Source organism: Paenibacillus glycanilyticus NBRC 16618, from assembly GCF_004000805.1.
GTDB lineage: Bacteria > Bacillota > Bacilli > Paenibacillales > Paenibacillaceae > Pristimantibacillus > Pristimantibacillus glycanilyticus.
Genome location: NZ_BILY01000021.1, coordinates 1 through 12,171, shown reverse-complemented (window position 1 = coordinate 12,171; position 12,171 = coordinate 1). Strand labels below are relative to the sequence as shown.

Sequence of the window (12,171 nt, the reverse complement as noted above, 5' to 3'; positions counted from 1 at the left end):
AGCTACTGCGCAACGGTCTTGAAATAGCAATAAATCCGTTCAAGATTCTGCTCTTGCTTTCCTTGCTTTTTCTCCATGCCGCCGAATTCGAAGAACTTCACTTTCTTGATGCCGACATAGCTGAAGAGGGCTTTCCGCATAAGCACCTTATGAGCATTGTTGAGCCAGAACAGCGGATAAAGGGAAGGTCCTTTCATGGTGGAGATGCATACGACCGATTTGCCCTTCAAGAGGCCTTCGGGAAGGAGCTTTCCATTATCGCGGTATGCGAAGTTTGAAGCAAACATCCGGTCAATGTAACCAAGCAGCATCGCCGGCGGCCGGCCCCACCAGATCGGGTAGACAAGCACGATTTTCTCGGCCCAGAGCAGCTGCTGGCGATGCCTGTCGAGCTCCGGGTCGGCATGCATATCCCGCCTGCGCTTATTCTCGTTAAATACAAGCAGCGGATCGAACGATTCGGCATAGAGGTCAAGCACCTGTATCTCTTCGACTTGATTGTTCTCTTGCAGGCCTTGGATCGTTTTCTGCAGGAAGGAATAGCTGAGACTGTTATGGTTCGGATGCGTGTAAATAATAAGGGTTTTCATCGGACACCTTCTTTGTTATCATTTGATAAGAAGTTATCACGCAACATAAATTGTTGTCAATAGATAATTATTTTTTGATAACAAAAAGGATGATTTCAGCCCAGCCCGGTTATAAGGAGATGGTCCAATATGGATTCCAAGGATAAACTATTCGGGCAGATGGTGTCCCACATTGCAGCTTCCCACCAATTGCATTACGATATGACGAAGGGAATGCCGATGGATGATATCACGCCTCTGCAATACGAAATAATGGAATTTCTGACGGTGAAACAGCCGATTACATTAAGCGAAATCAGCGAATGCAAAGGCATCTCGATGCCGAACACGAGCCGTGAGATCCGCAAGCTGACGGAGAAAGGGCTCTGCGAGAAGATTGAGGATCGGGAGGACCGGAGGAAGCAGTACATCCGGCTATCCACGCTTGGCGAAGAGAAAATGGGAATGGCCTTCGGCCATATGAGACAGCTGTTCCTGCAGCAAATCGAGCATGTGCCGGAGGCCGATCTAGACCGGATTTCTGAGGCGCTTGAGGTGCTTGGCACGACGATATTTCGCGCGAATTCCTGAAGTCCGATATTGATAAAAGCTAAGAGGTGATCGTCATCATGGCCGTATTTATCTTCATTGCTATAGTCGTTGTTCTGCTTCTTGTTCTATTCCTTAGCATCTATCCGGTATTCGGCGGCAAACCCGGCGAGCAGACGCTTGCGCGCATGAAGAAATCCCCCCACTATTCAAACGGCAAGTTCGAAAACGTATTGCCGTCCGCGATGTCCATGTCGCTGCGCGAGAACCTTGGGCTTCTCATGGAATTTGCCCGGGGCAACAAGCTGGCTTCGCCGGAGAAGGAAGTAGCCGTCATGCCTTTGCATCCGCAGTCGTTTAAGGATAAGCTTGCCGGACAAGCCAAGGTGACCTGGTTCGGCCACTCGGCTCTGCTGCTGGAGCTGGACGGCAAAAAGCTGCTGCTCGATCCGATGCTGGGGCGGGCTCCGTCGCCCGTTCCGTGGATCGGCGGCAAACGGTTCAGCGGCAGCCTGCCGATTGAGATCGAGGAGCTGCCTGCCATCGATGCCGTATTGCTGTCGCATGATCATTACGATCATTTGGACTATGGCTCCATCAAACGTCTGAAGGACAAAGTGGGCCGCTTTTTTGTTCCGCTAGGCGTTGCCGCCCATCTCGAGCGCTGGGGCGTTGCTCCGGATCGGATCGAGGAGTTTCATTGGTGGGAAGAAACCGTCTGGGAAGGGATTCATATGGCATGCACGCCGGCCCGCCACTTCTCGGGGCGGGGATTAACGGGCCGTAACGGAACCTTATGGTGCTCCTGGGTTCTGCATGGCCGGGAAGCGCGGATTTTCTTCAGCGGGGACAGCGGCTACGGCCCGCATTTCCGGCAGATTGGGGAGCAATACGGCCCATTCGACCTTACGTTTATGGAATGCGGTCAATACGACAGCCGTTGGGCAGCCATTCATATGATGCCGGAGGAATCCGTGCAGGCCCACCTGGACGTAAAAGGCGATGTCATGATCCCTATTCATTGGGGGGCCTTCCGGCTTGCCATGCATGATTGGCGGGATCCGGCGGAACGTGCCCTCAAGAAGGCGAGGGAGCTTCGCGCCAAGCTAGCTACGCCGCGGATAGGAGAGCCCGTCCCGATCGGAACGGGAACCTATCCTTCCGACGAATGGTGGCGCTCGTAACCATAAGCAAGGGGGTGTCCCTTAAGTCATAAAATGACGATGGGACACCCCCTTATTTTTACCGTACACGATGGATTTCCTCCAGTGAATTTAGCAAAATAAAGAACCATTGGGAGCCACGTTGGAATCACTCCATCATAAAGGCCATAAATGAGCCGAATGATTCAATCTGAGCTGATTCTACTGGAGAGAATCCAGTGTAGAGCGTCTACGCCACTAGAAATGCCCCCTGACACTGTACCAAATCCAACGTAGATCTCTACTTATACGCAACCAACTCTCCATCCACGCAAAACATCTTTGGCTGAATTGACGCCCCTTTAGGTTAATTCCTGCCTGGAGTCAGCCGTTTCCGGCTGCGCTGCTCCGTTAATAGTTTCAACATCAGAGCAAATTCTTCCGAAAAGGATGCCGAGTAAGCGGGATGGGCGAGATTGCGCGTCTCAAGAGGGTCGCCCGACAGCGAATACAGCTCGTATTCTTCCGGTACCGGCACTGTTCGAACCCGCGCGGCCCAGGCTATTTCCGTATCGTCCTGCCCGCTCTTAACGGGCACATAGGTAACATCCCTGATTCCGGGCTCGCTCCAGAATTGGGGGTTATCATAATAGCGCGAGAGCTTCCAATATTCTTTGCGCCCGTTCCGGTAGAGCGGCGCGATAACGGTCTCGATATGATTGGGCTGGGACACGGAGGGATAAGGCATGCCCAAAGGGCTGATCTGATGCTGGCCCCGCATAATATCGTCGTCGGTCATGAAATAAACGGGAGTCTCGGGTTCCGGCTGCATGAACACCGCTCCGGCCAAATTTCGGCCGACAAGCGGCCGTGCTTCGCTAAACCGGCTGTCCAACCGGCCCCTTATTTCATCGCTGTTAATGCCTGCGAGCCCCAGCAGGGTAGGCAGAAGATCCAGATGGCTGGTCAGGGAGTGGACTGACCGCGGCTCGGGAAACCGCTTTTTATTGTAGACCAGAAGGGGGACCCGGAGAACCTCTTCATAGGCGCAGTACATCTTCTGATGAAGCCCTCCGTGCGAGCCAAGCAAGTCTCCGTGATCGGAGGTGAGGATGATAACGGTATCTTCGAAAAAGGACGTTTTGGCGAGTGCTTCGACCACTTTGCGAAGCTGCTCGTCGGCATTTTTCTGAAGCTGATAATAGAGCTTGCGGTAGAAGGGCTCGTTCGTAATGGGCTGCAGGGCAGCCGGATATAAATCGCGATAACTCGCCTGACAGCGCGGCTTCGTATGTAGGTTCTCGTAACGGGTTGGAGGCGGATCAATATCCGGCACCGGGCCGACATCGAACCGGAATGCGGGGATTCTGGCCGTCAGGTCGCCGTACAGCGTAATATCATGCGGATTAACGAGAGAGGTCACGATAAGCCAAGGCGATTCATCGTTTCCGCCAAGCTTGTTTTGTTCCAGAGCCTCAATCAGCCGGACCGTCTCCGCCGCGTAAAAAGCATCCCTCCCGCTGGCTCCGCTCCCCGCCGACGACCCGGAATCCCGGGGATTCCGGCCATGCGGCTCGGGTCCAATCCAGCTGGAGAACCCAAACGCCTCCAGTCTGTCCGCATCCTCGTACAAGTCCTGATTATGGTCCGGGTACCCTGTAGCCGGATTGTAGCTTGGAAGCCCTTGCTGGGTACCCGGGACGATAATATCCTCATACGACAAATGCCATTTGCCTTTATAATACGTCCGGTAGCCGGCTTCCCGGAAATAATCGCCCATCGTTGGCACCGTATTCCGGTCCAGCCAGAACATATCCGAATCGGCTGCCTGCTTGGCAATTCCGTTCGTTTGAGTGACGCCATGCAGGGAAGGGTAATGGCCGGTGAACAGCGTTGTGCGGCTAGGCGCGCATGCCGCGCTCCCGATGTAATGCCTGTGGAACTCAAGTCCGTTATCTCGAAGCCATTGCTGCGTGACGAGATTTTGTTCGCGCCATTCCCTGGTATCCTTATCCTCGTAAAGGGGAGGGTAACGCATTTCGTCCACGAGAAGGAGCAGAATATTAGGCCTTTCCGTTTCCGCCATAGCCATAGGAGCAACACCTCTCCAGCATTCGTTATTGCTACAACGTATGCGGCCCCGGAGCTGCCTAGAATGAAGCGGGTTCTTCTTAAAATAGGGTAGGTATAGGAGGGCAGGAGACCGCTTCAACAAGTCTGGGATCTATGCCGTAATAGAGCCACGTATAGCCATTCCATCTAAAGCCGGATATTCCGAAGGATTCAACGCTTGTTGGATAATACCAGAACTGCTCGCCGTTACGAAGCCAAACATAGGTATAATTATTTATGCAGTCGATGACGTAGGAAACAGCAGGCTTTGGAGGGACATAGGGTGGAGGAGCCTGTAAAAATTGTCTTGTCGTCATACTTGTTCCACTCCTTATCGCTGAATGACTGTCTACTTCGTACTTATGTTACGTAGGTTCATGTTCCATCGCTTGTATAAAAGCCTACTTCCGTGCGCCAAAATCATGCGCAAGAAAGCCGTGCTCCAAGTTGGAACACGGCTTTCTCGTTGTGTCTATTTTATTTCGAATGCGACGTACTTGTCTGCTTGCGGTCCCAACGGAACAGTCGGTTCAACAGATGATATATAAGCTTGTTTTCTTTCGTAAGGAGCGGCCCCAGGATGGCCAGAATCAGGACATACAGGGCGGCAAACGGCTGAATGACAGCCATCAGGGCACCGGCTTTCGCCATATTCGCCATAATGATGGAGAACTCTCCGCGCGATACGATGGTCAATCCGATATTAACCGAGGCTTTGGGGGACAAGCCCGCGCTTCGTCCGGCAAGCATGCCTGCCGTCAGATTTCCGATCAGCGTAACGGCAACGGCAGCCAGCGACAGCCATACGGCACCGCCTAGGGCCGTTGGATCGATCGTCAAGCCAAAGCTGAAGAAGAAGACGGCGCCGAAGAAATCCCGGAAGGGGAGGATCAGCTTCTCAATCCGCTTCATATGCTCGGTCTCGGCCAGCACAAGGCCGAACAGTAAAGCGCCAATCGCTTCGGCGACATGGATCGTTTCGGAGAGACCCGCCACCAGGAACAGCCCGGCGAAGATAACAAGCGCAAACAGCTCATTGGACCGGATATTCAGGAGCTTATTCAGCATAGGTGCCGCTTTGCGGCCGAGGGTAAGAAGAGCAAGCATAAAGACCAGCGCGATAACCGTGGATAGGATAATGCCGCCAATCGAGGTCGAACCGCTTAAGATAAGGCCGGACAAAATGGAAATATAAACGGCGAGGAAGACATCCTCGAACATGATAATGCCAAGTATCATCTCCGTCTCCGGATTAGCCGTACGCTTCAAGTCAACCAGTACCTTGGCGACAATGGCGCTCGAGGAGATCGTGGTTATCCCGGCAATAACAAGCGTCTCCTGAAACGGAAAGCCGCTCAGCCACCCGAACAGGAGGCCTAGGGTGAAGTTAATGGCGATATAGATGGTGCCGCCGACCGCGATGGAGCGGCCGGATTTGATCAGACGTCCAACGGAGAACTCCAGTCCGAGATAGAAGAGCAGGAACAGGACGCCTAGCCTGCCCATAAACTCGATAAGCGGGGCGCTCTCGATGAAACGGAAGTCGAAATGCCAGAATTCCACCGAGTGGGGACCAACGGCCATCCCGATCAGGATATAGAACGGAATGACGGAAAAACGGATTTTTGCCGACAGCAAACCAGCCACTGCGATTAACGCAATCGCGAGGCCAACCTCGAGTATGATGTGATCCATCCATTAATCACATCCATTCATGAGGATTTTTTTCAATTCTTTATGCTGAGCGCGTTCGCCGGCAACTACGATCGTATGATCGGCAGCCAGAACAACCTCGGGACCGGGATTAATCTGCTTGGCGTGATTGGCGGCGAGCAGAGCGATAACGGTCGTGCCCGTATTTTTGCGGATGTTAAGCTCTCCGATTGTCTTTCCGATGCAGGCATAATGGGACTCGAGTTTGTACCACTCGATAATAAGCTCGTCGAGAGCGACCTCGATGGTCTCCAGCATTTTGGGTTTATACGTCATCCCGCCGATCATCGCGGCAGCCATGCGGGCTTCGTCGTCATCAAGCGTGATCATGGAGATGCTGCTCTCCGGATTTTCGTGATGAAAGTGATAGCATTCTCTGCGGCCGTCGTTGTGCACGATAATAACCAGCTGGTCGCCGCTGCGGGTGTTCATCTGAAATTTTCGCCCGATGCCGGGCAGATCGATTTCACGGATATTCATAAGGGAAGTACCTCCTCGAGTATGATCGAAATTCTATTCCTCTGTTTAAATGGACAGCACAAATCAGACCTCCGCATATAGAAGAACGGAAGAGAGTTGGATGGTCCTTAAACGATGGGATAGGAAGTCGTCAGCTTGAGGGGCATGAGCAGGCGTTTGAGCCGCTCCAGGAATAAGAAGGGGAGTAAGAAAACGCGCTTCGCCAGGAAAAACCGGCGGGGGTAGCTGACCCAGCTGTAGATAACAGCCAGCAGCGCAAGCATGGCAAAAAGCTTGGAGGCAGGGGATATCGTTACGCGCTTAATGGCCTTCATGCTGTTCGGCAGGCTGTGCTCGATATGCGTGCGGCTGGATTTCGATACGTCGAAATGGCCGTTGCCAAGCATCATCGTTGGCATGCTGAACAGAACAAAGGCGCCAAGCAGGAAGAGAAGCAGCGTCAGACGACCGGTGAAACGGTATGTTTTCATGAATGACGCCCCCCCTTAACGAATAGATTCTGCTCTGCCTTTACCAAGCTTATGCGTGAAGCAGGCTTTACATGTTTTACGCGATTACCGCATAAGAGGTTTCAACCATTATTTGGAATTAGCGCTCGCTTCTTTGGGCTGCTGAGTTCGGGAAGGTTGTTGAATAAACCGGTATGCGGCGCTTATTCCGACAAGAAGCAAGGCTCCGGCAAGTACGGGCGTAAGCAGGAAGGACCAGCCTGCTCCGGCGAGAATCACGACCAGCGGATCCGCGCCTGCCGGCGGATGAAGGGTCTTCGTTACTTGCATAAGCACGATCGACAGCGCAACCGCCGCAGCCAAGGTCCAGGCATGCTGGCCAAATACATGCAGAAATGCCAGCCCGGTGATTGTGCTGATTACGTGGCCTCCGGCCACATTGCGGGGCTTTGCCAGCGGACTGTCCGGAAGGGCGAATACGATAACGCAGGAGGCACCGAACGGGGCCATTAACAGCGCCAGACCTGTCGCGTTTTCAAACAGGAATAAGAGCAGGACGGCGGCGAAAGCGCCTATGGCCGGCCATAAGAAGCGGATTAAACGGTTAATCATGAAGCACCAGCTCTCCTTTACGATCGATTGCTTCGATGGTATCATGTGCTTAACCATTTGAAAAATGAATATATATGATGAATATCATTTCGAAATTAAATACCTGAAAGGCGGGATATCATGCTGGATCAATGGGACGGAAGATCGCTCCGTACTTTCCTGACGGTAATGGAGGAGAAGAACTTCAGCCGGGCAGCCGATAAATTGGGTTACGTGCAGTCTACCGTGACGACTCATATCGCGCAGCTGGAGAAGGCAAGCGGTAAGAAGCTGTTTGACCGGCTGCCAAGAGGAGTTGAGCCTACGGAAGCAGGGGTCGCGCTGGCCCGGTTTGCAAGGCAATTTGCTGCTCTAAGCGAGGCGCTGGAAGAGGATTTGCTACGCACGGAGCAGCCGCGAGGGGTGCTGAAGGTCCGTGCTCTAGAGGCGTATTGCGTGACAAGACTGCCCGAGCTGCTTGCTTCTTACGCCGAGCATTATCCCGAGGTTGAACTGCGGCTCTCGACCGGCTTTATGGAGGATATGTGCGGCAGGGTCCTTGAGCAGAAGGATGATCTGGGCCTTGTTCCCCGTGACCCCGGGCATGACGGTCTCGAATTTGTCCCGCTGGCCATTGAGGAATTGGTATGGGTGGGGGCGCCGGAAGGCAAGGGAGGCGGAAAGCAGGTATATATCAGCTACGGGAATGCCTGCCTATACCACGAGCTTGGGGAATCGTCTCTCCGCGAAGCGGGATATGCCTTGCATGACCGCAGAAGCTTCCCAAGCGTGGAATTGATTAAACGTATGGTTCAGTCGGGCTTTGGGATATCGTTATTGCCGAAGGTGAACGTAGAGGAAGAGCTGCGGGCAGGGAAGCTGATCGCACTCGATTTCCCTGTGCCGGAACCCGTTCATCAGGGATTTATCCATCTGAAGGGGAAGCAGCTTCGTCCGGCTGCGGCGGCCTTTATGGACTGGGTGCGTGCGGGCCTGGCTTAAATGGAAAAAGCCGTCCCCGGGAAGGCAATGCCTTCATCAGAAACGGCTTTGTGGGCAAGAATGTTATTGACGGTAGATAGGAGCGCCTAACGGAGCTCCGTCAGCACCGCCGTCGACTTGAAGCTGGGCAGCCTGAACGAAGGAGGATTCGTCCGAAGCGAGGAAGAGCACGGCATTGGCAATCTCGTCAGGCTCGCCAAGCCGGTTAAGCGGAATAGAGCGGGAGAGACCGGCTTCCAGCTTCGCTATTTGCTCCGGCTCGGTAGCTTTCCAGATCGGGGTTTTTGTAGCACCGGGCACAACCGTGTTCACGCGGATGCCGCGTGGGGACAGCTCGGAGGCGAATACTCTGGCCATGCTGGTAACGGCCCCTTTGCTCGCGGCGTAAGCTGCCCGGGTTACTCCGCCCGTAGTGGCAAGCACCGAGCCGACAAGAATAACGGAGGCGCCTGCTTGCAAATGCGGTACTGCAGCCTGCACCGTGAAGAAGACGCCGGTTACGTTTACCTTCAGAATCTGTTCGAAGTCTTCCAGCTTCGTATCGCCAAGCGGAGTGCCGCCGGAAATACCCGCATTCGCGAAGACGATGTCCAGCTTGCCAAAGCGTTCGATTGCTGCCGCTACCGCTTTTTCCGAGCCAGCCGGATCCGCCGCTTCCGCCTGTACGGCAACGGCATTTTCTGCGCCAAGCTCATTTACCGCAGCCGTTAAAGATTCTTGATTGCGTCCCGTAATGACAACCTTAGCGCCTTCCTGAACAAACCGTTTCGCTGTTGCTAACCCGATACCGCTGTTGCCGCCTGTAATTAAAGCTACTTTACCGTTTAGTCTTGCCATTGCAATCACTGCTCCTTTTTATTTTATCTCTTATTTTGAGAATGATCGTTCTAAAATATTCAAAAAAATTTAGTCTAAAATAGACATCGTTGTAGCAATAACCTGTTGTAATTTCTCTGTATGGTTTTGCGTCTTTACCATAACCCGCAGCCCGATAAGCGCATTGTTGAGGTAAGGGGCTAGCAGCTCCGGATCTAGCGAGGCTGACAGCTCCCCGGCTTGTTGGCCTTTTATAATCAGCTTGCGAAAAAGCTCTTCCGTGCCGGACCAGCTTTGGTTAACGCAGGTTTCAAGCTCGGGATCGTGCATGGCCAGCTCCACGGCGGTATTGACCATCAGGCAGCCTTTTGGCCGTTCCTCACTCTGAGCGATAGCGGCCTCCATGACGGAACGGATGGCGGTTTTTGCGGACAAGGAGGACTGCGCCCGTTGTTCAATGGAGCTCCAGACGGTGTCGCTGTAACGTTTTAAGGCCATTAAATATAAGGCATGTTTATCGCCAAACGTATCGTAAATGCTTCTTCTGTGAATGCCCATATGCTCAACGAGATCCTGCATGGAGGTCTTCTCGTAGCCTTGCGTCCAGAACAGCTTCATTGCCTTCAGCAGGACGGCATCTACGTCAAATTCTTTGCTTCTGGCCAAATGTTCACTGCCTCCTTTCTGAACACAGCTTATCATATTGAGAACGATCGGTAAAGAATTATTTTTTACTGATCGTTCTCAAAAGGATGGGGAGGCGCTAAACAGGCAAATTCGATTAATAATACGACGGGATGTCCAATAATATGGTGTATATTCATTTTTGTTAAAGCGGGTGATAGGGAATGAAGCTTATTCTGCGTTGGTTAAACGCTGCTGGGCTAGTCCTCGTACTTATTATGAATTATCTCGCGGAAACTATCCCGATTGGAGGCCAAACGACAGGTGAGATTGCAGCGCGGTATCCCGTTCTGATCCAACCTGCCGGGTATGCATTTGGAATATGGACGGTTATATACGCCTTGCTCATTGGTTTTGTATGGTTTTCCTTTACGGCAAAGGGCAAGGCAAGTTCGGCCATAAACGCAATCGGAATATATTTTTTCCTAAGCTGTTTGTTTAACGCGGCATGGCTAGTTCTCTGGCATCTTGAGAAGCTGGCAAGCAGCGTAACGATCATGTTTGCTTTGCTGCTGGCTCTGATTCTTATTTATACGAGCGTCCGGCAGAAAACCATTCGTTCCTTGACGCGAGCCGAACGGCTGTGGGTGCTGCTGCCGTTCAGCCTGTATCTGGGATGGATCTGCGTGGCTAGTATCGTAAACGTATCCGTGGCACTTTACGCTTCCGATTGGAACCGATTGGGCCTGTCTGAAGAGGCATGGACCGTAATCATGCTGCTTGTTGCGGCGCTGCTCTGTATATGGGTCGGTGGAAAGTATCGAGACGGGGCTTTTATGGCGGTGTTTGTCTGGGCTTTTGTGGCTATAGGTGTCAATAATGGTGGGAAGCATCCCGTTATTGCGTGGACGGCCTATTCACTGGCCACACTGATTGCTGTGCTTGCTGTGTATACGCTGTTTCGCGGTAGACGGAAGAGGCTGTAAAGGCTTCTTCTTATTTTTTTTGAAATTAGTTGCAATAACATTCTAATTAGCATATGATGTAAATAAATTAGTTGCAATAACATTCTATTAGCAAGGAGGACATTTAATTGAACGGACAATCCGAATCTCATGGCCAATATATTTCGGCGATTTACCGCCATATGCAAATGCTGATCTCGGCTGAACTAGCTCCATATCGGATTGGGAGCGGGCAGTATATATTTCTGATGGCAATAGCAAACGCGCAGCCGGCCACGCAGAAAGGATTGAGTGAGAAGCTTTTTATTGATAAGACCACAACGGCAAAAGCGATCGCTAAGCTAGAGGCTGAGGGTTACGTGCGGAGAGAGCCGGATCCTTCGGATAATCGTTACCATCTGCTTTACTTGACGAAAGAGGGGCAAGAAGTAGTCCCTCACGTCCAAGAGGCTTTAAATCGGGTAAAGAGCAAAACCAGAAAAGGAATAAGCGATGAAGAGTACGGCTTATTGTTAATGCTGTTGAAGAATGTGTTACACAATTTGACCGATCAAGTCAATTAGAATTGGGGAGGATGAATAGCCATGATTGCTCAACCTTTTATCGCGGTGGAGAACTGTAAAGAGGAAATCCGGTATTATCAAAAGGTGTTTGGCGGCGAGGTCGTTATTTTGCGCCAGCAGGGAGACACCGTTCTGAATGCGGATCTGCTTGTGGAGGGAACAACGATTAAATTCGCGGATATTCAAGCTGCAAAGCCGCTTATGAAGGGCGACTATGTCAGGGTGTTCCTTAAGATTGACGAGGAAGAAGCATTCAGGCGCATCTACGGGGAGTTTGCGCAAAGCGGAACCGTTCATACGGAGATGTACGAAGCCCCGTTTAACGGTTTGCTGGCAATCGTGAACGACCGGAACGGCGTATGCTGGGTGCTGTCTTATTATAGATAAAAAACAACGGTGCAGAGTAATTCCTGCACCGTTGTTTTTTAGCCACCGTAACCAGGAGGGACAATAACCCCGGTACAGCTGCCTTCGTATGGACAGTTGGGATCGGAAATTTCTATGTCGCCAGAGCCGTCGCTTGGTTGCTCGCCAGAGCCGTCGCTTGGCTGCTCGCCAGAGCCGTCGCCTGGCTGCTCGCCAGAGCCGTCGCCTGG

General features: G+C 52.3%; 15 protein-coding genes. 6 read left to right on the top strand and 9 right to left on the bottom strand.

The genetic code is table 11. The annotated features are described in order from the left end of the window. Positions 1-2: 2 nt before the first annotated feature. Positions 3-590, bottom strand: a complete 588-nt coding sequence (locus PGL01S_RS17465) for an NAD(P)H-dependent oxidoreductase (protein WP_127495862.1) — start codon at positions 588-590, stop codon at positions 3-5. Between the two features lie 129 nt (positions 591-719). Between PGL01S_RS17465 and PGL01S_RS17460 the strand changes: the two genes are divergently transcribed. Together PGL01S_RS17460 and PGL01S_RS17455 are read left to right on the top strand one after the other, a co-directional pair. Then, positions 720-1,160: a MarR family winged helix-turn-helix transcriptional regulator gene (locus tag PGL01S_RS17460; protein WP_127495861.1), complete on the top strand. Its 441-nt coding sequence runs from the start codon at positions 720-722 to the stop codon at positions 1,158-1,160. A gap of 38 nt (positions 1,161-1,198) precedes the next feature. Beyond that, on the top strand, positions 1,199-2,302 hold the full coding sequence (locus tag PGL01S_RS17455; protein ID WP_127495860.1) for an MBL fold metallo-hydrolase: 1,104 nt from the start codon (positions 1,199-1,201) through the stop codon (positions 2,300-2,302). A 325-nt stretch (positions 2,303-2,627) separates the two neighbouring features. Here PGL01S_RS17455 and PGL01S_RS17450 read toward each other — a convergent pair whose 3' ends face one another. The 6 genes from PGL01S_RS17450 to PGL01S_RS17425 form a co-directional block, all read right to left on the bottom strand. Continuing rightward, on the bottom strand, positions 2,628-4,346 hold the full coding sequence (locus tag PGL01S_RS17450; protein WP_127495934.1) for a sulfatase-like hydrolase/transferase: 1,719 nt from the start codon (positions 4,344-4,346) through the stop codon (positions 2,628-2,630). Positions 4,347-4,431: 85 nt separating this feature from the next. Beyond that, positions 4,432-4,689 (bottom strand): transporter, encoded by a 258-nt coding sequence (locus tag PGL01S_RS17445; protein WP_127495859.1) that lies wholly within the window; start codon positions 4,687-4,689, stop codon positions 4,432-4,434. A gap of 160 nt (positions 4,690-4,849) precedes the next feature. Beyond that, positions 4,850-6,067 carry a cation:proton antiporter gene (locus PGL01S_RS17440; protein WP_127495858.1) on the bottom strand — a complete coding sequence of 406 codons (1,218 nt, stop codon included), beginning with the start codon at positions 6,065-6,067 and terminating at the stop codon, positions 4,850-4,852. A gap of 3 nt (positions 6,068-6,070) precedes the next feature. Further along, complete coding sequence (locus PGL01S_RS17435; protein WP_127495857.1) at positions 6,071-6,565, bottom strand: cation:proton antiporter regulatory subunit; 495 nt, start codon at positions 6,563-6,565, stop codon at positions 6,071-6,073. A 107-nt stretch (positions 6,566-6,672) separates the two neighbouring features. Beyond that, positions 6,673-7,035 (bottom strand): hypothetical protein, encoded by a 363-nt coding sequence (locus tag PGL01S_RS17430; RefSeq protein ID WP_127495856.1) that lies wholly within the window; start codon positions 7,033-7,035, stop codon positions 6,673-6,675. A 108-nt stretch (positions 7,036-7,143) separates the two neighbouring features. Next, entirely contained in the window at positions 7,144-7,626 is a 483-nt protein-coding gene (locus PGL01S_RS17425) for an HPP family protein (protein ID WP_127495855.1), read from the bottom strand. Between the two features lie 120 nt (positions 7,627-7,746). On the opposite strand from PGL01S_RS17425, the gene PGL01S_RS17420 reads away from it, so the two are divergent. Next, positions 7,747-8,607, top strand: coding sequence for a LysR family transcriptional regulator (locus tag PGL01S_RS17420; RefSeq protein ID WP_127495854.1), 861 nt, complete (start codon positions 7,747-7,749; stop codon positions 8,605-8,607). A 63-nt stretch (positions 8,608-8,670) separates the two neighbouring features. Here PGL01S_RS17420 and PGL01S_RS17415 read toward each other — a convergent pair whose 3' ends face one another. Both PGL01S_RS17415 and PGL01S_RS17410 read right to left on the bottom strand, forming a co-directional pair. Beyond that, a complete protein-coding gene (locus PGL01S_RS17415; protein WP_127495853.1) occupies positions 8,671-9,444 on the bottom strand; it encodes an SDR family NAD(P)-dependent oxidoreductase in 774 nt (257 codons plus the stop codon). Between the two features lie 69 nt (positions 9,445-9,513). After that, positions 9,514-10,089: a TetR/AcrR family transcriptional regulator gene (locus PGL01S_RS17410; RefSeq protein WP_127495852.1), complete on the bottom strand. Its 576-nt coding sequence runs from the start codon at positions 10,087-10,089 to the stop codon at positions 9,514-9,516. 182 nt (positions 10,090-10,271) lie between these two features. Between PGL01S_RS17410 and PGL01S_RS17405 the strand changes: the two genes are divergently transcribed. From PGL01S_RS17405 to PGL01S_RS17395, 3 genes are all read left to right on the top strand, one after another. Continuing rightward, complete coding sequence (locus tag PGL01S_RS17405; RefSeq protein WP_127495851.1) at positions 10,272-11,033, top strand: TspO-related membrane protein; 762 nt, start codon at positions 10,272-10,274, stop codon at positions 11,031-11,033. 107 nt (positions 11,034-11,140) lie between these two features. Beyond that, positions 11,141-11,575, top strand: coding sequence for a MarR family winged helix-turn-helix transcriptional regulator (locus PGL01S_RS17400; RefSeq protein WP_244935636.1), 435 nt, complete (start codon positions 11,141-11,143; stop codon positions 11,573-11,575). A 21-nt stretch (positions 11,576-11,596) separates the two neighbouring features. Further along, a complete protein-coding gene (locus PGL01S_RS17395; protein ID WP_127495850.1) occupies positions 11,597-11,962 on the top strand; it encodes a VOC family protein in 366 nt (121 codons plus the stop codon). Positions 11,963-12,171: the final 209 nt, after the last annotated feature.

Excerpts from the sequence above, each read along its gene's own strand:
- PGL01S_RS17465 (WP_127495862.1), bottom strand. The coding sequence starts at position 590 with ATGAAAACCCTTATTATTTACACGCATCCGAACCATAACAGTCTCAGC.
- PGL01S_RS17460 (WP_127495861.1), top strand. The coding sequence starts at position 720 with ATGGATTCCAAGGATAAACTATTCGGGCAGATGGTGTCCCACATTGCA.
- PGL01S_RS17455 (WP_127495860.1), top strand. The coding sequence starts at position 1,199 with ATGGCCGTATTTATCTTCATTGCTATAGTCGTTGTTCTGCTTCTTGTT.
- PGL01S_RS17450 (WP_127495934.1), bottom strand. The coding sequence starts at position 4,346 with ATGGCGGAAACGGAAAGGCCTAATATTCTGCTCCTTCTCGTGGACGAA.
- PGL01S_RS17445 (WP_127495859.1), bottom strand. The coding sequence starts at position 4,689 with ATGACGACAAGACAATTTTTACAGGCTCCTCCACCCTATGTCCCTCCA.
- PGL01S_RS17440 (WP_127495858.1), bottom strand. The coding sequence starts at position 6,067 with ATGGATCACATCATACTCGAGGTTGGCCTCGCGATTGCGTTAATCGCA.
- PGL01S_RS17435 (WP_127495857.1), bottom strand. The coding sequence starts at position 6,565 with ATGAATATCCGTGAAATCGATCTGCCCGGCATCGGGCGAAAATTTCAG.
- PGL01S_RS17430 (WP_127495856.1), bottom strand. The coding sequence starts at position 7,035 with ATGAAAACATACCGTTTCACCGGTCGTCTGACGCTGCTTCTCTTCCTG.
- PGL01S_RS17425 (WP_127495855.1), bottom strand. The coding sequence starts at position 7,626 with ATGATTAACCGTTTAATCCGCTTCTTATGGCCGGCCATAGGCGCTTTC.
- PGL01S_RS17420 (WP_127495854.1), top strand. The coding sequence starts at position 7,747 with ATGCTGGATCAATGGGACGGAAGATCGCTCCGTACTTTCCTGACGGTA.
- PGL01S_RS17415 (WP_127495853.1), bottom strand. The coding sequence starts at position 9,444 with ATGGCAAGACTAAACGGTAAAGTAGCTTTAATTACAGGCGGCAACAGC.
- PGL01S_RS17405 (WP_127495851.1), top strand. The coding sequence starts at position 10,272 with ATGAAGCTTATTCTGCGTTGGTTAAACGCTGCTGGGCTAGTCCTCGTA.
- PGL01S_RS17395 (WP_127495850.1), top strand. The coding sequence starts at position 11,597 with ATGATTGCTCAACCTTTTATCGCGGTGGAGAACTGTAAAGAGGAAATC.